The organism is Agrococcus citreus (assembly GCF_039527715.1).
Classification (GTDB): Bacteria; Actinomycetota; Actinomycetes; order Actinomycetales; family Microbacteriaceae; genus Agrococcus; species Agrococcus citreus.
Window position 1 is genome coordinate 175048 of record NZ_BAAAKK010000005.1, and the last position, 18370, is coordinate 193417.

At 69.5% G+C, this 18370-nt stretch carries 18 protein-coding genes; 6 read left to right on the plus strand and 12 right to left on the minus strand.

Annotated features, from left to right (window positions below; all coding sequences use genetic code 11):
- Nucleotides 1–24 precede the first annotated feature (24 nt).
- The 4 genes from ABD106_RS09610 to ABD106_RS09625 all read right to left on the minus strand — a co-directional run bounded on the left by ABD106_RS09610 (nt 25) and on the right by ABD106_RS09625 (nt 3763).
- Nucleotides 25–711, minus strand: a complete 687-nt coding sequence (locus ABD106_RS09610; protein ID WP_343919779.1) for a DUF6624 domain-containing protein — start codon at nt 709–711, stop codon at nt 25–27.
- 41 nt (nt 712–752) lie between these two features.
- Nucleotides 753–1397 (minus strand): NUDIX hydrolase, encoded by a 645-nt coding sequence (locus ABD106_RS09615; protein ID WP_343919781.1) that lies wholly within the window; start codon nt 1395–1397, stop codon nt 753–755.
- Between the two features lie 4 nt (nt 1398–1401).
- Complete coding sequence (locus ABD106_RS09620; protein ID WP_343919783.1) at nt 1402–2850, minus strand: DNA recombination protein RmuC; 1449 nt, start codon at nt 2848–2850, stop codon at nt 1402–1404.
- A 625-nt stretch (nt 2851–3475) separates the two neighbouring features.
- Nucleotides 3476–3763 carry a hypothetical protein gene (locus tag ABD106_RS09625; RefSeq protein WP_343919785.1) on the minus strand — a complete coding sequence of 96 codons (288 nt, stop codon included), beginning with the start codon at nt 3761–3763 and terminating at the stop codon, nt 3476–3478.
- Nucleotides 3764–4044: 281 nt separating this feature from the next.
- On the opposite strand from ABD106_RS09625, the gene ABD106_RS09630 reads away from it, so the two are divergent.
- On the plus strand, nt 4045–4776 hold the full coding sequence (locus ABD106_RS09630; protein WP_343919787.1) for an MBL fold metallo-hydrolase: 732 nt from the start codon (nt 4045–4047) through the stop codon (nt 4774–4776).
- 66 nt (nt 4777–4842) lie between these two features.
- Here the strand turns inward: ABD106_RS09630 and ABD106_RS09635 are convergent, their stop codons facing one another.
- Entirely contained in the window at nt 4843–5076 is a 234-nt protein-coding gene (locus ABD106_RS09635; protein ID WP_343919789.1) for a DUF5302 domain-containing protein, read from the minus strand.
- A 53-nt stretch (nt 5077–5129) separates the two neighbouring features.
- Nucleotides 5130–6191 carry a DUF998 domain-containing protein gene (locus ABD106_RS09640; protein ID WP_343919791.1) on the minus strand — a complete coding sequence of 354 codons (1062 nt, stop codon included), beginning with the start codon at nt 6189–6191 and terminating at the stop codon, nt 5130–5132.
- 92 nt (nt 6192–6283) lie between these two features.
- Here ABD106_RS09640 and ABD106_RS09645 point away from each other — a divergent pair, with 92 nt between their 5' ends.
- The 3 genes from ABD106_RS09645 (at nt 6284) to glsA (ending at nt 8262) form a co-directional block, all read left to right on the plus strand.
- Nucleotides 6284–6769 (plus strand): DUF2975 domain-containing protein, encoded by a 486-nt coding sequence (locus tag ABD106_RS09645; RefSeq protein WP_343919793.1) that lies wholly within the window; start codon nt 6284–6286, stop codon nt 6767–6769.
- On the plus strand, nt 6769–6987 hold the full coding sequence (locus tag ABD106_RS09650) for a helix-turn-helix domain-containing protein (RefSeq protein WP_343919795.1): 219 nt from the start codon (nt 6769–6771) through the stop codon (nt 6985–6987). Before ABD106_RS09645 ends, ABD106_RS09650 begins: the two co-directional genes overlap by 1 nt.
- 63 nt (nt 6988–7050) lie before the next feature.
- On the plus strand, nt 7051–8262 hold the full coding sequence (glsA, locus tag ABD106_RS09655; protein ID WP_343919797.1) for a glutaminase A: 1212 nt from the start codon (nt 7051–7053) through the stop codon (nt 8260–8262).
- 216 nt (nt 8263–8478) lie between these two features.
- Here glsA and ABD106_RS09660 read toward each other — a convergent pair whose 3' ends face one another.
- The 5 genes from ABD106_RS09660 to nrdH form a co-directional block, all read right to left on the minus strand.
- Nucleotides 8479–10089, minus strand: a complete 1611-nt coding sequence (locus ABD106_RS09660; RefSeq protein WP_343919799.1) for an ORC-CDC6 family AAA ATPase — start codon at nt 10087–10089, stop codon at nt 8479–8481.
- A 61-nt stretch (nt 10090–10150) separates the two neighbouring features.
- Nucleotides 10151–11266: a class 1b ribonucleoside-diphosphate reductase subunit beta gene (gene nrdF / locus ABD106_RS09665; RefSeq protein ID WP_343919801.1), complete on the minus strand. Its 1116-nt coding sequence runs from the start codon at nt 11264–11266 to the stop codon at nt 10151–10153.
- Between the two features lie 480 nt (nt 11267–11746).
- Entirely contained in the window at nt 11747–13897 is a 2151-nt protein-coding gene (nrdE, locus tag ABD106_RS09670) for a class 1b ribonucleoside-diphosphate reductase subunit alpha (RefSeq protein WP_343919803.1), read from the minus strand.
- Nucleotides 13885–14283, minus strand: coding sequence for a class Ib ribonucleoside-diphosphate reductase assembly flavoprotein NrdI (gene nrdI / locus ABD106_RS09675; RefSeq protein ID WP_343921038.1), 399 nt, complete (start codon nt 14281–14283; stop codon nt 13885–13887). Before nrdI ends, nrdE begins: the two co-directional genes overlap by 13 nt.
- Before the next feature lie 26 nt (nt 14284–14309).
- On the minus strand, nt 14310–14537 hold the full coding sequence (gene nrdH, locus ABD106_RS09680) for a glutaredoxin-like protein NrdH (protein WP_343919805.1): 228 nt from the start codon (nt 14535–14537) through the stop codon (nt 14310–14312).
- A gap of 453 nt (nt 14538–14990) precedes the next feature.
- On the opposite strand from nrdH, the gene ABD106_RS09685 reads away from it, so the two are divergent.
- The gene (locus ABD106_RS09685; protein WP_343919807.1) at nt 14991–15530 is read left to right on the plus strand and encodes a type 1 glutamine amidotransferase domain-containing protein; all 540 of its coding nucleotides are present in this window, start codon (nt 14991–14993) and stop codon (nt 15528–15530) included.
- A gap of 67 nt (nt 15531–15597) precedes the next feature.
- Here ABD106_RS09685 and ABD106_RS09690 read toward each other — a convergent pair whose 3' ends face one another.
- A complete protein-coding gene (locus tag ABD106_RS09690) occupies nt 15598–16620 on the minus strand; it encodes an LLM class flavin-dependent oxidoreductase (RefSeq protein WP_343919809.1) in 1023 nt (340 codons plus the stop codon).
- A gap of 166 nt (nt 16621–16786) precedes the next feature.
- Between ABD106_RS09690 and ABD106_RS09695 the strand changes: the two genes are divergently transcribed.
- Nucleotides 16787–18226, plus strand: coding sequence for a dicarboxylate/amino acid:cation symporter (locus ABD106_RS09695; protein WP_343919811.1), 1440 nt, complete (start codon nt 16787–16789; stop codon nt 18224–18226).
- Nucleotides 18227–18370: the final 144 nt, after the last annotated feature.

Sequence of the window (18370 nt, forward strand, 5' to 3'; positions counted from 1 at the left end):
CGCGCCGCGTCGGTGTGGGCCGCGTCAGTCCGGCAGGGCGCAGATCTCGGCCATTTCGGCGAGGTAGTCGTCGTACGGCTCCAGCCCCGCCTCGGCGCGCAGCCGCTCGATCGCGTCGGCGTCCGCGAGCGGCGTCGCGGGCTCCGGCCCGGCATCGGTGCAGGCGACCTGCGTGCCGTAGCGCTGCGGCTCGCCCGCCGCGGCCTGGATGCGGTCGTCGAGGTAGGCGAGGTTGCCCGGCGATGCCTGGCCGGCGTCGACGGCGGCGCGCAGGTGCTCGAGCGCGCAGCGCTGGAAGCCAGGATCGAGGTCGGCGTGCTGGGCGATCGCCCAGGCGGCGTCCTCGCCGTCCTCGCCGACGAGGTCGAACGTCGGCCAGCCGTGCTGCTCGATGATCGCCGCGAGGCGCTCCGTGCGCGCGGCGTCGCCCTCGTCGTCGGGCCCGGTGCCGAGCCGGCCGGCCTGGTCGCGCTCGAGCATCGCGAGCAGCTCGTCGTGCAGCTGCTCGTCGAACGCGACGCCGGCCGCCGGCGGTGTCGGCGCGGGGCAGTCGGGATCCGGTGCGGTCGAGGTCGCCGAGGCGGTCGCCGAGGCGGATGCTGTCGCCTGGGCGGGCGTCGGGTCGTCTCCCGCGTCCGCCGCGCAGCCGGTCAGCACGGCGGCGAGCAGCAGCGCCGCGCCGATCGAGCGCTGCGCACCGGGGGCGGCCATGGCGGCGATCGTACTCGCGGCGCGAGCGCCGGAGCGAGGGGTCAGCGGTGCTCGAACCGCCAGGGGAGCGAGCCGACGTGCAGGCGGTGGCGCGGGCCGTCCTCGGTGTCGGGGCTGCCGTCGTACGCCTCGTCGCCCTCCCAGATCGCGAGCCCGCGCTCGGAGTCCTGCACCGTCGCGTAGCGCTGCGGCTGGCGGCTGGCGATGCTGCGCCGGGCGGCCTCGACCGTCGGGTAGGCCATGAGCGTGTCGAGCGTGACCCACGTCGGCGGGAACAGGCGCAGGCGACCGGCGCCGTGCTGCTTCAGCGCATCTGCAGGCCGGATCCACTGCGACGCGACCGCCTCGGCCGCCTGCAGCGCGACGTCGCCGGCCGGGCCCTCGGCGACGAAGAACCAGGTGCTGAACTTCGTCGCGAGCTGCTCGGGAGGGGACCAGTGCGAGAGCGGCAGCAGGTCGTCGGGCGAGACGATGAGGCCCGACTCCTCGGCGGTCTCGCGCACCGCGGCGTTCCGCGCGGTGAGCTCCTCGTCGTCGACGATGTCGACCGGCTCGACCCTGCCGCCGGGGAACACCCAGCCGCCGGCGAACGAGCCGCGATCGGGCCGCTGGAGGAGCAGCACCTCGATCGCGCCCGCGCCATCGCGCATGAGCACGAGCGTGGCGGCGGTCGGTATGACGGTCACGGGATCAGGCTATCGCTGAGGTGCCCTCATCGGCGCCTGTTCTGCCCGTGTTCTCGTGGATCCGCACCGTCTCGACGGCGTGGAGGTCGGGCTTCTGCGCCGGCACCGCGAGCACCTCGAGCGGCGGCGTGCGATCGAGCGAGGGCTCGAGCCCCTGCAGGCTCGAGAAGCGGCGAGCCTGCGTCACGACGTTGCGGTCGAGGGATGCGTTGAACGCGTTGTACGCCTCGACGGTGCTGTTGAGGCGCTTGCCGAGCGTCGACAGGTGCCCGCCCATCGTGCCGAGCCGCTTGTGGAGCTCGCGGCCCACCTCGAGCACCTGCATCGCCTCGCCGGCCAGCTGCTCCTGCCGCCACGTGTAGCCGACGGTGCGCAGCAGCGCCACGAGCGTCGCGGGCGTCGCGAGGATGACGTTGCGCTCGAAGGCGCGCTCGAACAGCGTCGGGTCGCGCTCGAGCGCGGCGTTGAGGAACGGCTCGGCGGGCACGAACATCACGACGAACTCCGGCGTGCCGGGCACCGCCTCCCAGTAGGCCTTCGAGCCGAGCTGGTCGATGTGGTCGCGCATGTGGCGGGCATGGGCGTCGAGCCGCTTGTCGCGCGTCGCGTCGTCGCGGGCCTCCATCGCCTCGAGATAGCCGCTGAACGCGACCTTCGCGTCGACGATCACCTGCTTGTCGCCGGGCAGGTGCACGAGCATGTCGGGGCGCAGCGCGCCGTCGTCGGTCGCGTGGTGCGCCTGCTCGGTGAAGTCGACGTGCTCGAGCATCCCGGCCGACTCGACGACGCGGCGCAGCTGCAGCTCGCCCCACCGGCCGCGCACCTGAGGCGCGCGGAGCGCCGTCACGAGCTGCCGCGTCTCGACCGTCAGCTGCTCGGAGGACGCGCGCATCGCGTGCAGCTGCTCGGCGAGCGCGGCGTTGGCCTCGGCGCGCGCCTTCTCGGCCGCGGTGACCTCGCCGCGCACCGACTCGAGCGACTTCGAGAGCGGCTCGACGAGCTGCTGGACGGCCGCCTCGCGCTTCGCGAGCTCGGCGGCACCCTCGGTCTGCGAGCGGCGCAGCCGCTCCTCCGCCTGCTCGAGGAACACGGCCGAGTTGCGCTCGAGCGCGGCGCTCGAGAGGGCGGCGAACTCGTCGGCGCGGCGCTGCGCGTCGAGCTGCAGCTCGGCGAGCACCTCCCTGCCGCGCTCGCGCTCCTCGGCGATGCGGCGCTGCGCGTCGGCGCGCACCTCCTCGAGCTGCGCCGCGTGCCGGCGCTCGGTGATGTCGCGCTCCCGCGAGCGCTCGGCCTCGAGCACCTCGAGCCGGCCGCGCGCGACCTGCAGCTCGCCCGCGGTCCCACCGTGCTCGGCCGCGGCACGGGCGTGCCCGATCCGCATGCCGAGCACCGCGCCGAGCGCTCCGGCGAGCAGCACGGCGGCCAGTGCGGCGATGATCACGAGCGGTTCCATGACCCCATGGGACCAGAGGCCGGTGACATCCGGGTGTGGACGCGCCCGCCGCTGACGGCTATCGCCCAGCGCAGCCGGGCCCGGCCCGGCCCGGCCCGGCCCGCGAGGTTGGATGATCCGTCGTTGCGGGCGGAGTTCGTGGCACGCTTGAACAACCGGTTCTCGCCGCGATAGGACGCGGGCGAGCTGCGCCGTGACTTCCCCGGCCAGGAGGCGATGCACGTGTCGCACGTCCGTGCAAGGCCGGGACGCGCTGCGGCACGAGCTGACGGTCAAGAAGGCGCTGCGATCGGGCCGCAAGCACCGCAAGCCCCGCTCGTAGCTGCCACGGCGCAGCAACATGCCTTGGCTGGTGGACGCTCGGCTCAGAGACCGTCCGGCCGAGGTCGACGACCCGGACAACTCCGGCATCGTCACGCTGGTCGAGCGCCTGACCCGCTACACGCTCATCGACGTCCGTCGGCCGCTCGAAGTGCGGCGTCAGCGGTTGCCGTGTAGCCGCAGCCACGGCACCGGCCCTCCCGCAGGACTGTTCCGCAGTCGGGGCACGCCTCGATGGGCATCAGGTCGAGCGGGCTGTTTACGGCTGCACACCACGCCCAGCACGGCGCGCCTATCTCAAGGGCTACCGCGACTCCACCTCGTACTCGCGCTCGTGCTGGGCGAGTGCGAGCGCGTCCGCTCGGCGCTCGAGGTAGACCGCGATGAGCGCAGCTGCGGTGGCAGAGAACCCGAAAGCGCTCGCAGGCGCGATGTCGTCTGGTGAGATGATCGGCCACGCGATTGTGGCGGCCACAACGAGCACGAGGCCGGCGGCGACTCGGACCACGATCGTCGTGACGCCGGCGGAGCGGTCCCAGGGAACGAGGGCCCCGAGGGCCAAGCCGCTAAGAATCGCTGCAGCGAACATCATGCACCTGACAATAGTCGGCACCCGGCGCCGCGCTTCGGCGCCGGGTGCCTTGGGCTATCGGCAGTAGTCGCCGGTGTAGCGGTAGACCTGCGGGAAGGGGACGATGGTCGGCCGCGGCGCGGGCGTGGCCGATGCGCATGCCGAGCACCGCGCCGAGCGCTCCGGCGAGCAGCACGGCGACCAGTACGGCGACGATCACGAGCGGTTCCATGCCCCGTGGGACCAGAGGCCGGTGACATCGGGGCAGGGACGCGCCCGCCCGCGGCGGCTAGGGTCGGAGCATGGTCGAGATCGAGCGCATCCTGGCACCCAACCCCGGCCCGATGACCCTCGAGGGCACGAACACCTACGTGCTGGGCGGGCAGATCGTGGTCGACCCGGGGCCGGCCGACGCCGGTCACCTCGAGCGGCTCGCCGCGCTCCAGCCGCGACTCATCCTGGTGACGCACCGGCATCCCGACCACACCGAGGGCGCGGCGGAGCTCGCGCGCTCCACGGGCGCGGTGCTGCGCGGCCTCGACCCCGACGAGTGCCTCGGCGGCGAGCCGCTCGTCGACGGCGAGTGGATCCCGGTCGACGACGTCGAGCTGCAGATCCTCGCGACGCCCGGCCACACGGCCGACTCCATCTGCGTCGTGGTGCCTGGGCAGGCGGTGCTGACGGGCGACACGATCCTCGGCCGCGGCACGACCGTCATCATGCATCCGGACGGCGCGGTCGGCGCCTACCTCGCGAGCCTCGACCGGCTCGAGGCGCTCGGCGACCTCGAGGCGCTGCCGGGGCACGGCGAGCCGCTGCCCTCGGTCGCCGCGATCGTGCGCGGATACCGCGCGCACCGGCTCGACCGGCTCGACCAGGTGCGAGCGGTGCTCGAGGCGATGCGCACGACGGCCGCCGACGCATCCGTCGCCGCGGTCACCGACGCCGTCTACGCCGAGGTTGACGCGTCGGTGCGGCAGGCCGCCGAGGCCTCGACCGCGGCGCAGCTCGCCTACCTCGCGCAGGCAGGCTGACGCGAGCCCCGACCGCGGGCGCGCGGACCGGGCACGGCCGCTCGCGGCGGCCCGTGCGGCGTCGGCTCAGCCCGACTTGCGGCGGTGCACGCGCTTCTGCACGGCGGGGCCGGAGTGCGCGCCCTGGATGCTCGTCGGGGTGCCCATGTTCTGGCCGTGGTGGCCGAGCTTCTTCTTGTCGAGCGCCTCGCGGAACTTGCGGCGCTGCGCGTCCTCGGGCGTCTCGGTGCCCTCGGGGGTGTCCTGCGGCGTCTCAGTGTCCTGCGGCGTCTCAGGCTCGGCCGGATCGTGACTCGTCATGCCTCAACCTTGCCCCTTGCGAGCACCGATGTCGAGTCGGGGCGGATGCGCGCTCACGCCGCCGCGCGGCGCAGCGGCGAGCGGGCGCCCGAGGGCAGGCTCTGCTGCGGCACGAGCGCCGCGAGCGTCCGCACGAGCGCCGTGAGCCACACGAAGCTGATGCCGACGGCGATCGCCTCGAACGCCGTCGCGCCGTACAGGTCGAGCGGCCGCCACAGCAGCGCCGCGACGACGATCGCGACCGCAGCGCCGATGCCCGTGAGCAGCAGCGCGCGCGGGGGTCCCGGCATCACGACGGTCACCACGATCGCCGAGAGGACGAAGAGCCCGAGCGCGCCGAACGCGGCGATGTCGTGCAGCACCGGGGCGCGGTGCACGGGGACGATGCCGACGCCCGCGAGGGCGAGGCCCGTGGCGGCGAAGAGCGCGACGACCGCCGCGATGCGGGGGAGCGCCGCGTCACCGAGCCAGCGATGCAGGTCGCGGCCGATGTAGGCGCCGATCATGGCGACGAGCAGCCCGGCGACGATGATGGTGACGTTGAAGGCCCAGCCGGTGCCGAGGTCGGAGAAGTGCCGCTCCCACCAGCGCGGATCGGCGGCGGTGAGCATCGCGAAGACCGTGCCGATCGTCAGGAACGCGAACAGCAGCGTCGCGAGGTCGCGCGTGCGCAGCTCGATGCCGGCCTGGAACGCGAGCCAGCCGCCCGCGGCGCTCGCGATCGCCGTCAGCAGCGCGCCGCCGAGCGCGGGCGCCTCGAGCCCCTGCAGGCCGAGGGCCAGGATCTCGCCCGCGGTGAGCACGCCGAGGTAGGCGACGGCCGCGAGGGCGAGCGTGAGCGCCACGGTCGACGCGTGTGAGACGAGCGACTGCCAGCGGGGCATCGGCGCGGTCTCGGCTCGGCGGTGGATGGCCGTGCTGACCGCGAACGCCGTCGCGGTGATGATCGCGGCGACGCCCGCGGCTGCCAGGGCGACCGAGCCGTCGCCCGCGATCGGCCGCGGGGGGCCGGCGAGCGCGATGAGCCCGAGCGCGAGGCCTGCTCCGAAGCACGCCCAGGCCGCGGCGATCGCGCGCGCCTCGCGACGGACCTCTGCCTGCCTGGGTGCCTCCACGCATCCGATGGAACCACGACGGGATGACAGCGGACGCTGGCCCGACATCCGTACCTGTTGACTTTCGATAGATAGTGCACGAGAATCGATGCATGCTCCGCTCTCGACCCGTCCTGCTGCTCCTCCGCGCCGTGCTCGTGCTCGCCGCGCTGTGGCTGCTCGTGCTCATCGGCTTCGCGCTGCCGGGGGAGCTGTCGGACGGCACGCCCGATGCCGCCGTGCGGCTCCCGGTGCAGCTCGTGCTGTCGCTCGTGCTGCTGAGCGTGCTCGCGGTGATCGTCTGCATCTGGCGGCTGCTGAGCCTCATCAGTCGCGATCGGCTCTTCAGCGACGCGTCGCGGCGATGGGTCGACGCGATCGTCTGGTCGCTCGCGATCGGCTGGAGCCTGCTCGCCGGCTTCGCGCTCGTCGTCACGGCGATCATCTTCTTCACGCCCGAGATCCGCGACCCCGGCATCCCGATGCTGCTGTTCGGGGTCGTGGTGCTCGCCTCGCTGCCGCTGCTGCTCATGATCGTGATGCGCGGCCTCCTGCGGCAGGCGACGGGCTACCGCGCCGAGCTCGACGAGGTCATCTGATGCCGATCGTCGTGCGCATCGACGTCGAGCTCGCCAAGCGCAAGCTCAGCGTCGGCGACTTCGCCGAGCAGGTCGGGCTCACGCCCGCGAACGTCGCGGTGCTCAAGAACGGTCGGGCGAAGGCGGTGCGCTTCTCGACCCTCGACGCGATGTGCCGGGTGCTCGAGTGCCAGCCGGGCGACCTGCTCGAGTGGGTCGACGACGACGCACCGGCTTGAGGCGCGCCCCGAGCCGCTTCTGATCGGATCGGCTCGCCCAGCGAGCGCCGCTAGCCTCACCGCATGCGCAACCCCGTCCCCGATCTGCTCGACAGGCTGCGCCGCGAGTGCGCCGACGCGGACGGCGGCGAGGTGCTCGCCACGATCCCCGAGCTGGCAGACGCCGATCCCGACCTGTTCGGCGTCGCCCTGTGCACGATCGACGGCACGGTCTACGGCTCGGGCGACGACGACCACCGCTTCACGATCCAGTCGATCTCGAAGCCGTTCGCCTACGCGCTCGCGCTCGCGGACCGCGGCCGCGACACGGTGCTCGAGCACGTCGGCGTCGAGCCGTCCGGCGACTCGTTCAACGAGATCTCGCTCGAGCAGAGCGGCCGCCCGCGCAATCCCATGATCAACATCGGCGCCGTCACGACGCACTCGCTCATCGGCGACCCGAAGCTGTCGCTCGAGGAGCGCGACGCGCGCGTGCTCGCCGGACTCTCGGCCTTCGCCGGCCGGGAGCTCGAGGTCGACGAGGCGGCCTTCGAATCCGAGCGCGCCGAGGCGAGCCGCAACCTCGCGCTCGCCTACCTGGTGCACGCGCAGGGGAAGCTCGACGGCGAGCCGCATGACGCCGTCGACGGCTACACGCGGCAGTGCGCGCTGCTCGTCGACGCGCGCGACCTCGCGGTCATGGCGATGACGCTCGCGGCCGGCGGGCGCAACCCGGTCACGGGCGAGCAGGTCGTGCCGACGTGGGTCTGCACGCAGGTGCTCAGCGTGATGGCGACGTGCGGCATGTACGACGCCTCCGGTCAGTGGATGAGCACGGTCGGCATCCCCGCGAAGAGCGGCGTCGCTGGCGGTCTGCTCGGCGCCCTCCCCGGGCAGGTCGGCATCGGCGCGTTCTCCCCGCGGCTCGACGAGATCGGCAACAGCGTGCGCGGCGTGCGTGCCTTCGAGCACCTGTCGGCCGAGCTCGGCCTGCACCTCATGCATGCGCCGGAGGTCGCCTCGCACGTGCTCTACGGCGTCGTCGAGCCGGATGCCGACGGCGACGGCGTGCGCGAGGTGCAGCTGCAGGGCACGATGCACTTCGCGGCCGTCGACGTGGCGCTCCGCGAGCTCGCGGCGCTGCCCGACGACGAGCCGATCGTGCTCGACCTGACGCGCGTCGCATCCGCGACCGTGGTCGGCCGCAGCCTGCTCAACGAGGCGGTCGAGCGGATGCGCGCCGACGACCGCGAGGTGCGCGTCACCGATCCCGACGGCCTGCTCGACGCGCGCTGAAGCCGTTCGACGCTCGGTCGACGAGGTTCCAGGTCTACCCCACCGTCCCCGCCCACGACGCCGCGGCATTTGGACGCTCACGCTCGCGACGATACCCGGCTCGCCCTGCAGCGCGGCAGCTCTGCTAAGCCGACGAGTCTTGTAGACAGCTAGCGGTCGTCTACTCGATCGGTGAACGCGCGATGTCAACGCTTCGTTGCTGGTAACTGCGGCCGCTCATTCGAGATCGGATGGGTCGAGGATCACCCGACGGATGCTGCGCCTGTCGGCACGAGGAACGAGCGCGCTGGCGCTCCGATCGTCCTCGGCAGAAAACTCTGCGCTCAGCTCCGGTTCCCCATCGAATAGGGTCGTCTCTGGCGACGCTTTCGTGCGCTTCAGGTCGACGTAAGTTCCGTAATCAAGGCCATAAATGTTGTATCGCAGGCCAGGATTTTCCTTATCCGAGTAGCCGCGGTCAATCAAGTGCAGGACCCGCTCGTCAAACAAGGACAGAATCAGGGCGTTCTGCGAATGCTCTCGCTTAAGCATGAACATCTTCGTCTTGCGTTCGCCGATTACAAGCGAAACGATCTTGTCCAGCGCCACTCTTTGTGCGTCAGAGAGGTTGGCGGACTTATCCGTCTCGTACCAGTCTCGCGCTGCATCTTCCACGGCCCGCATATCGATCTTGCGGCGTGCTCCATAGGCTGAGAAGTACGCAAGGCCGAACACGCCGAGAAAGTCTCGCACGACGCCCTCGCCTGCCCTGACCAACTCTTCGAAAGTCTTGGGATCAGTGAACATCTTCGCCCGAAGCGACTTCGCGTTGCCCATCCCCAACTCGGGCAAGCGCCCGTCGGGTGTCAGCGCCGAAAGGTGCTGGAAGAGCACTCGCTCGAAGATCTCTACCACTCGCTCGGGATCTCGATCGAACACATAGACGTCGTCGAGATCGAGATTGGCGGCGATGTCAGGACCGATCTCGAACCCGACCCGGCCGTGCCCCGGAAGCACCGAGGAGAACCGGGAGCGGTATTCCAGTGATGCGATCTTAACCGTGATGCGCCTCGTCGCCAGGAGTGTGCGCTTAATGAACTCCGCAATGAACGGCTGAACGTCCTGGGGGATGTGGGTCCACTCATCGATCAGAAGGTACAGGCGGTCCAGTCCGAGAGCTTCGGTCGCCTCACGCAAGGCGGTGGCGACTTCTGCAAAGACGATGGTGTCGCGTACCGCTGCCGTTTCCTCAACGGTTCGCGACTCCGTCGAGGAGGATTGATCTCTGACTGATAACCGTGTGTTGGAGGGCGTTAGTTCGAACCCGTCGTGCGTACCCCGCGCCGAGGTGGATCCGGCTTCAGTTCGGCGCTGTGTCGCGTTAGTGACCTGACGTCGGATAGCCTCCGCGAGACGATTCACTTCTTCGAAGCCGCCGTCGGCGCGAGAAGGGTCCGTCGCTAGATCGTACAACGCGCCTTGAAGGCTGCTAAGGATGTCGCGGTACACACTAATAGATCGATCGGTCAGGGACCGCGTCTGATCCGTCACCAGCTGGGCGCTGCCGGTGTTGCGCAGGTCTAGATAGACCGCGCGTACATCGTCCGCGGCATTCAGCTCGTGCTCGAGCATGAGAAAAACGTGTGACTTGCCGGTGCCGCGTCGTCCGTAAACAATCTGGTGATTAGCATTTCGCAGGCGCAGCAGGATGCCCGTGTCAACATAACTTTTCGCAAGAACGTTCGGATCAAGTTGGAGCTCTGCCCGGGGCCCAAGGTTGCTAACCGCGTTGGACACCGTCGCGTCTAGATGCGCCGGCGACGCTTCCCCAGGCTCGTCCGCTCTCATACGCTGCGCCTCACCCGAGAGGCGGCGAGCGCGATCCGGCAACTGGGGAGAGCGGCCTTCACTAGAAGTCCCAGTCCTCGTCGGCCGTCGCCTCCGCCTTGCCGATGACGTACGACGAGCCCGACCCCGAGAAGAAGTCGTGGTTCTCGTCGGCGTTCGGCGACAGGGCCGAGAGGATCGCCGGGCTGACGTCGGTCACCGTCGACGGGAACAGCGGCTCGAACCCGAGGTTCATGAGCGCCTTGTTCGCGTTGTAGTGGAGGAACTTCTTGACGTCCTCGGTGAGGCCCACGGCGTCGTAGAGGTCGGCCGTGTACTTCGACTCGTTCTCGTAGAGCTCGTAGAGCAGCGAGTACGTGTAATCCTTGATCTCGGCCTGCTCGGCAGGGCTCAGCTTCTCGTAGCCCTTCTGGAACTTGTAGCCGATGTAGTAGCCGTGCACGGCCTCGTCGCGGATGATGAGGCGGATGAGGTCGGCCGTGTTCGTGAGCTTCGCACGGCTCGACCAGTACATCGGCAGATAGAAGCCCGAGTAGAACAGGAACGACTCGAGCAGCGTCGAGGCGACCTTGCGCTTCAGCGGGTCGTCGCCCTCGTAGTAGTCGATGATGATCTCGGCCTTGCGCTGCAGGTAGACGTTCTCGGTCGACCAGCGGAACGCGTCGTCGATCTCGGGCGTCGACGCGAGCGTCGAGAAGATCGACGAGTACGACTTCGCGTGCACCGACTCCATGAACGCGATGTTCGTGTAGACAGCCTCCTCGTGCTGCGTGACCGCGTCCGGGATGAGCGAGACCGCGCCGACCGTGCCCTGGATCGTGTCGAGCAGGGTCAGGCCGGTGAACACGCGCATCGTGAGCGTCTTCTCGTCGGGCGTGAGCGTGCCCCATGACTGCACGTCGTTCGACAGCGGCACCTTCTCGGGCAGCCAGAAGTTGTTCACGAGGCGGTTCCAGACCTCGAGGTCCTTGTCGTCCTCGATCCGGTTCCAGTTGATCGCCCGCACGAGCGTGTTGTGCTGGTGCTGACGCTGCTGCGCCTCGGTCTGCGGCTTGCCGGCGCCGAGCGCCGCCTCGACCTCGTCGCGCTCGGCCGCGAGGGCCTCGCGGCTCGTGGGCGCGACCGGGGCGTCGGCGATCTCGTCGAAGGCGGATGCCTGCGTGTCCTGGGTGTCCATGTCGTTGAAGTCCTTGATCCGCTCTGAACCGATGTTTGTTGATGGGGTGGGGGAGGTGCAGGACCTCCCCCACCCGGTTAACGATCCTCAGACGCGCTGAGTGATCGTGGTGCCCGGCGAGCGCTGGGCAGTGGCGGCCTTCACAAAGCGGCCGGTCGATGCTGAACGGTTAACCGTCCGGCTGTTTCCGGTGCCCGCGCCGACGCGCTCTGTCGTCGTACGTGAAGGAGAGCGCTTTGCGGTCGACTTGCTTACAAACCGTCCGGTCTTCGCGCTCCGCGAGACGCTACGTCCTCGTGCCACGTTTCACCCCCTTTCGAAGGTGCGCCCAGGGTGAGTCCGATCCCTTGTGGCTCGGAGACGTCTCGGTAGACTTCCTCGAACCGTCGAGGTTGAGTCCCCCTGGGACTCATGGGGTCGTGAGCAGCAACTCACGGCCCCACTTCTTTCAATGTGCAGTTGTCCAGTGGTCGCGCGTCACTACAGCATGCAAGAAACGCAACCATCCACCTCAGTCCCTTCCAGCGCGAGCTGGCGGAGACGGATGTAGTAGATGGTCTTGATGCCCTTGCGCCATGCGTAGATCTGCGCGCGGTTGATGTCGCGGGTCGTCGCGGTGTCCTTGAAGAAGAGCGTGAGCGACAGGCCCTGGTCGACGTGCTGCGTCGCCGCGGCGTAGGTGTCGATGATCTTCTCGGGGCCGATCTCGTACGCGTCCTGGAAGTACTCCAGGTTGTCGTTCGTCATGAACGGCGCCGGGTAGTAGACGCGGCCGAGCTTGCCCTCCTTGCGGATCTCGATCTTCGACGCGATCGGGTGGATCGACGACGTCGAGTTGTTGATGTACGAGATCGAGCCGGTGGGCGGCACCGCCTGGAGATTCTGGTTGTAGATGCCGTGCTCCTGCACGAGCGCCTGCAGCGCGCGCCAGTCGTCCTGCGTCGGGATGTGGATGTTCGAGGTGTCGAACAGCTCCTGCACCCGCGCGGTCGCCGGCTTCCACTCCTGCTGCGTGTACTTGTCGAAGAACTCGCCCGACGCGTACTTCGAGCGCTCGAATCCGTCGAACGTCTCGCCCTTCTCCTGCGCGAGCAGGTTCGACGCCCGGAGGGCGTGGAACAGCACCGTGTAGAAGTAGATGTTCGTGAAGTCGAGCCCCTCTTCGGAGCCGTAGTGGATGCGCTCGCGGCCGAGGTAGCCGTGCAGGTTCATCTGGCCGAGGCCGATGGCGTGGCTCATCGAGTTGCCGCGGGCGATCGAGGGCACCGAGCCGATGTTCGACTGGTCGGAGACCGCGGTGAGGGCGCGGATGGCCGTCTCGACGGTCTTGCCGAAGTCGGGGGAGTCCATCGACAGCGCGATGTTCATCGAGCCGAGGTTGCAGGAGATGTCCTTGCCGACCGTCTCGTAGTCGAGGTCGTCGACGTACGTCGACGGGGTGTTGACCTGCAGGATCTCGCTGCACAGGTTCGACATGTTGATGCGGCCGTCGATGGGGTTCGCCCGGTTCACCGTGTCCTCGAACATGATGTACGGGTAGCCCGACTCGAACTGGATCTCGGCGAGCGTCTGGAAGAACTCCCGCGCGTTGATCTTCGTCTTCGTGATCCGAGCGTCGTCGACCATCTCGTGGTACTTCTCGGTCACCGAGATGTCGCTGAACGGCACACCGTAGACCCGCTCGACGTCGTACGGCGAGAACAGGTACATGTCCTCGCCCTTCTTCGCGAGGTCGAACGTGATGTCGGGTACGACGACGCCCAGCGAGAGCGTCTTGATGCGGATCTTCTCGTCGGCGTTCTCGCGCTTTGTGTCGAGGAACCGGAGGATGTCGGGGTGGTGCGCCTGCAGGTACACCGCGCCCGCGCCCTGACGGGCACCCAGCTGGTTCGCGTACGAGAAGCTGTCTTCGAACAGCTTCATCACGGGGATGACGCCGGAGGACTGGTTCTGGATCTGCTTGATCGGGGCGCCGTACTCACGGATGTTCGTGAGGTTGAAGGCCACACCGCCGCCGCGCTTCGACAGCTGCAGCGCCGAGTTGATCGAGCGGCCGATCGACTCCATGTTGTCCTCGATCCGGAGGAGGAAGCACGAGACGAGCTCGCCGCGCTGCTTCTTGCCCGCGTTGAGGAACGTGGGGGTGGCCGGCTGGAAGCGGCCGTTCACCATCTCGTCGACGTAGGCCTCGGCGAGCGGCTCGCTGCCCTCGGCGAGCGCGAGCGCGACGTTGACGACGCGGTCCTCGTAGCGCTCGAGGTAGCGCTTGCCGTCGAACGTCTTGAGCGTGTACGACGTGTAGTACTTGAACGCGCCCAGGAAGGTCGGGAAGCGGAACTTGTAGCCGTAGGCGCGCTTCATGAGCGACTTGATGAACTCGAAGGAGTACTGGTCGAGCACGTCCTGCTCGTAGTACTCGTTCTCCACCAGGTAGTCGAGCTTCTCCTTCAGCGAGTGGAAGAAGACGGTGTTCTGGTTGACGTGCTGCAGGAAGTACTGGTTCGCAGCCTCCCGGTCCTTGTCGAACTGGATCTTGCCGTCCGGTCCGTAGAGGTTGAGCATCGCGTTCAGCGAGTGGTAGTCCATCGCTGACGTCTTGCCCGACGTCATCTCTGGCGTCACCGTTGCCATAGTGCATCCAATCCGTCATTGACGACGCGCACGTCGTCGGGGGTTCCGAAGAGTTCGAAGCGGTAGAGGTGGGGCACCTGGCACTTCTTGGCGATGATGTCGCCTGCCAGTCCGTAGCCCGCACCGAAGTTGGTGTTGCCGGCGCTGATCACCCCGCGCAGGTGCTTGCGGTTCTGCTCGTCGTTGAGGAACCGGATGACCTGCTTGGGGACCGCGCCCTTGCCGTCGCCGCCGCCGTAGGTGGGCACGATGAGCACGAACGGCTCACGCTGCTCGAGCGGCGGCTCGGACGCGTAGAGGGGGATGCGCGAGGCGGGTCGGCCGAGCTTCTCCACGAATCGGGCGGTGTTGCCCGAGACGCTGGAGAAGTAGACGACCTCGCTCACCGCGGCCTCCACGACGGCCACGCGGCTCAGGCCGCGAGGATCGCCTTGATGCGGTCGGGCTGGAAGCCCGACCAGTGCTGCTCGTCGGCGATCACGACGGGCGCCTGCATGTAGCCGAGCTCCTTGACGGTCTGCAGCGCCTTGTCGTCGGCGGTGACGTCGAAGATCTCGTACTCGATGCCCTGCGCGTCGAGCGCGCGGGTGGTCATCGTGCACTGGACGCAGGCCGGCTTGGAGTAGACGGTGACGGTCATGAGCGGCACTCCTCGTGTGTGTTCTCGTGTGTGGTGCGTGTGCTGGGAAGCGGTCCGGCGTTGGCCGGGCTCCCACTATATGTGGGGTCTGCGGCGGAGCAAGGACACAAGATGGTGTGTTTCTCCACACCTGATTCAACAACTCTCCCCAGGCTGCGATTCCCGCCGCGGAACGACGCGGAAAAGCCTGTGGAGAGCGGGGCCCGGTGCCTGTGCACGACTCGCGAACTCGGATCTGCGACACGCCGAGCGAGAGTTACAACGGTGTCGTTCGCGGTGCGCATCGTCGCCTCCTCCGCGGTCGATCGAGTTCCCGGATCGGCTCGTGCCGACCACGCTACGGCGGGCCACCCACACGGATCAGGGTCTGTCCCAGCACGGTCGCGACGCACACGGACCGTCCAGCCTCGCGGCGTACGGTCACCGCTGTACCCCAACTGCAGAGGAGGCAGCATGGCTGACATCACTGGCAAGAAGGTCGCATTCGTCCTGACCGACGGCTTCGAGGACTCCGAGCTCACCAGCCCCTGGGAGGCGGTGCAGGGTGCGGGCGCGCAGCCGACCCTGATCGCTCCGAAGGATGGCCAGGTCGAGGGCAAGAACGGGCACACGCAGTCGGTCGACGCGCTCACGAAGGGCGCCAGCGCATCCGACTTCGACGCGCTCGTGCTGCCCGGCGGCGTCGTGAACGCCGACAAGATCCGCATGGACGAGGACGCCGTGGCGCTCGTCAAGGGCTTCGTCGAGCAGGGCAAGCCGATCGGCGTCATCTGCCACGGCGCCTGGATCCTCATCGAGGCCGGCGGCGTCGACGGGCGCCAGATGACGAGCTACCCGAGCCTGAAGACCGACCTCAGGAACGCCGGGGCCGACTGGGTCGACGAGGAGGTCGTCACCGACCAGGGGCTCGTCTCGAGCCGCACCCCCGACGACCTGCCGGCGTTCAACGCGAAGATCGTCGAGGAGTTCGCCGAGGGCGTCCACCCGCGCTGACGCGCATCAGCACACGACTGCGGCCGCGCTCTCGAGCGCGGCCGCGGTCGTGCGATCGGGAGCTTCCTCAGTCGTCGAGCCAGCCGAGCTCGCGCCCGACCGCCGCGAGCGAGCCGAACAGGTGCACGTTGTAGTCGAGGCCGAGCTGGCTCGGGAGCGCGAAGAGCACGGTGTCGGCGGACTGCACCGCCTCGTCGGCGAGCAGTCGCCGGGCGACGTGCTCCGGCTCCCCGGCGTAGGTCGGGCCGCCGCGCACGGCGCCGCCCTCGATGCGGCCGATGCCGTCGCGCTGCTCGTCGGCGAGGCCGAAGTAGCGCCGGTCGTCGTCGCTCACGATCGGGAACGCGCTGCGCGTGACGGCCGTGCGGGGGCGGATGCCGTGGTCGGCCGCCGCGTGTACCTCGAGGTAGGCGCGCACCTGGTCGGCCTGCTGCACGTGGAAGGGGCGGCCGTCGTCCTGCGTCAGCAGCGTCGACGACAGCAGGTGGTAGCCGTGCTCGCCCGCCCAGAGCCCGGAGGCGTGGTTGCCCGCGCCCCACCAGAGGCGGTCGGCGAGCCCCGGCGCGTGCGGCTCGACCGGGAGGTCGGGCCCGTGCCCGAGCCCTGCCGCGCGCTCGGAGTGCGCGACCGGCTCGCCCCGCAGCGCGCGCCGGAAGCGGTCGGCGCGCGATCGCGCCTCGTCCGACCAGCTGCCGCCCGGCGCGAGGCCGAGCCCGAACCGCTCCTGGCCGTCGACGGCCCGCTCGGGTGAGCCGCGCGAGATGCCGAGCTGCAGGCGCCCCGCGGCGAGCAGGTCGGTCGCCGAGGCGAGCTCGGTCATCGCGAGCGGCTGCTCGTAGCGCAGGTCGATGACGCCCGTGCCGAGCTCGAGCGTGCTGGTCCGCGCCGCCATCGCGGCGAGCAGCGGGTAGGGGGCGCTGAGCGACTGGTCGAAGTGGTGCACGCGCACCCAGGCCCCGTCGAACCCGGCCTCCTCCGCGGCGACCGCGAGCTCGACGTGCATGCGCAGCGAGTCCCCGGCCGTCGGCACGCGCGAGCCGGGCACGTCGCGGTAGTGGCCGAACGAGAGGAAGCCGATCCGTTTGCGCATGCCCGGGAGAACCGGCGGATGCGCCGCCCGATTCCCGCCCGATCATGACGTCGCGAGACGCGCGTGCATGCAAGGGATCGTGATAGGCGGTATAACTGAACCTGCACGCGGGCGTCGACGCCTCGCGATCGCGATCCCCGCATCCCCCTGCATCCCTAGGAGCACTGTGTCCTCGACCACTGCGCCCGCGCCCTCGCGCGCTCGCCGGATCCTCGGATCCTTCGGCTTCCAGATCACCGCCGCGCTCGTGCTCGGCGTGGTGCTCGGCCTCGTCGCGCTCGAGATCGGGCCCGGTGCCGAGGGCGCCGACAACCCGCTCGCCGAGACGCTCGCCACGATCGGCTCGAGCTACGTCGCGCTGCTGAAGACGGCCGTCGTGCCGCTCATCCTCACGGCGATCATCGCGTCGATCGCGCGCCTCGGGCGGGTGCAGAACGCCGCCCGGCTCGCGGGGCAGACGCTCCTGTGGTTCGCGATCACCGCGGCGATCGCCGTCACGATCGGCATCACGCTCGGCGTCGTGCTGCAACCCGGCGCGCGCGTCGACGGCAGCGGCCTCGAGCCCGCGGAGCCGAGCCGCGTCGCCGGCTGGTGGGACTTCCTCATCGGCCTCGTGCCGCAGAACTTCCTGGGCCTGACCGTCTCGACGCGCGAGTCGGCCGAGGGCGCACTGAGCTCGACCGTCGGCTTCAACGTGCTGCAGGTGATCGTCGTGGCGACCGTCATCGGCATCGCGGTGCTCAAGCTCGGCCGCAAGGCGCAGCCCTTCCTCGAGCTCACCGAGTCGACGCTCAAGGTCATCCAGAAGGTGCTTTGGTGGATCATCCGCATCGCCCCGATCGGCACGGTGGGCCTGCTCGGCAACGCCGTGGTGCAGTACGGCTGGGCGAAGCTCGGCACGCTCGCGTGGTTCGTGGGCGCGATCTACCTCGGGCTCGCGATCGTGCTGTTCGGTGTCTACCCGGCGCTCATCAAGCTGCACGGGCTGTCGGTGCGCCAGTACTTCTCGGGCGTGTGGCCTGCCGTGCAGCTCGGCTTCGTGAGCCGCTCGTCGATGGGCACGCTGCCGCTCACGCAGCGCGTCACCGAGCGCAACCTCGGCGTGCCCCGCGAGTACGCGTCGTTCGCCGTCCCGTTCGGCTCGACCACGAAGATGGACGGCTGCGCGGCGATCTACCCGGCGATCGCGGCGATCTTCGTCGCGCAGTTCTTCGGCATCGAGCTCTCGATCGTCCAGTACCTGCTCATCGCCCTCGTCTCGATCGTCGGCTCGGCCGCGACCGCCGGCACCACCGGCGCGACCGTCATGCTGACGCTCACGCTCTCGACCCTCGGCCTGCCGCTCGAGGGCGTCGGCCTGCTCCTCGCGGTCGACGCGATCGTCGACATGGGCCGCACCGCGGTCAACGTCGCCGGACAGGCGCTCGTGCCCACGATCGTCGCCAAGCGCGAGGGCATCCTCGACCGGGCGATCTACGACGCGCCCCGCGGCGAGGGCCCCTTCGACGACGACTCCGACGAGGCCGATGCGTGGGACGGCGCGGATGCGTCGGTCGCGCCCGGCGCCGAGCCGGAGGAGCGACGGGAGCCGCTGCCCGCCCGCTGACCCTGGCCCGCTGACACGGGCCCTCAGACGCCGGCCCTCTGACGCCGGCCCTCTGACGCCGGCCCGCTGACCCGGCCCGCCGGCCCTCTGACGCCGGCCCGCTGACCCGGCCCGCCGGCCCTCTGACGCCGGCCCGCTGACCCG

What these genes read in the sequence shown, in the direction of transcription:
- ABD106_RS09610 (WP_343919779.1), bottom strand. Translation starts at nt 711, where the DNA reads ATGGCCGCCCCCGGTGCGCAGCGCTCGATCGGCGCGGCGCTGCTGCTC.
- ABD106_RS09620 (WP_343919783.1), bottom strand. Translation starts at nt 2,850, where the DNA reads ATGGAACCGCTCGTGATCATCGCCGCACTGGCCGCCGTGCTGCTCGCC.
- ABD106_RS09625 (WP_343919785.1), bottom strand. Translation starts at nt 3,763, where the DNA reads ATGATGTTCGCTGCAGCGATTCTTAGCGGCTTGGCCCTCGGGGCCCTC.
- ABD106_RS09630 (WP_343919787.1), top strand. Translation starts at nt 4,045, where the DNA reads ATGGTCGAGATCGAGCGCATCCTGGCACCCAACCCCGGCCCGATGACC.
- ABD106_RS09635 (WP_343919789.1), bottom strand. Translation starts at nt 5,076, where the DNA reads ATGACGAGTCACGATCCGGCCGAGCCTGAGACGCCGCAGGACACTGAG.
- ABD106_RS09645 (WP_343919793.1), top strand. Translation starts at nt 6,284, where the DNA reads ATGCTCCGCTCTCGACCCGTCCTGCTGCTCCTCCGCGCCGTGCTCGTG.
- ABD106_RS09650 (WP_343919795.1), top strand. Translation starts at nt 6,769, where the DNA reads ATGCCGATCGTCGTGCGCATCGACGTCGAGCTCGCCAAGCGCAAGCTC.
- glsA (WP_343919797.1), top strand. Translation starts at nt 7,051, where the DNA reads ATGCGCAACCCCGTCCCCGATCTGCTCGACAGGCTGCGCCGCGAGTGC.
- ABD106_RS09660 (WP_343919799.1), bottom strand. Translation starts at nt 10,089, where the DNA reads ATGAGAGCGGACGAGCCTGGGGAAGCGTCGCCGGCGCATCTAGACGCG.
- nrdF (WP_343919801.1), bottom strand. Translation starts at nt 11,266, where the DNA reads ATGGACACCCAGGACACGCAGGCATCCGCCTTCGACGAGATCGCCGAC.
- nrdE (WP_343919803.1), bottom strand. Translation starts at nt 13,897, where the DNA reads ATGGCAACGGTGACGCCAGAGATGACGTCGGGCAAGACGTCAGCGATG.
- nrdH (WP_343919805.1), bottom strand. Translation starts at nt 14,537, where the DNA reads ATGACCGTCACCGTCTACTCCAAGCCGGCCTGCGTCCAGTGCACGATG.
- ABD106_RS09685 (WP_343919807.1), top strand. Translation starts at nt 14,991, where the DNA reads ATGGCTGACATCACTGGCAAGAAGGTCGCATTCGTCCTGACCGACGGC.
- ABD106_RS09690 (WP_343919809.1), bottom strand. Translation starts at nt 16,620, where the DNA reads ATGCGCAAACGGATCGGCTTCCTCTCGTTCGGCCACTACCGCGACGTG.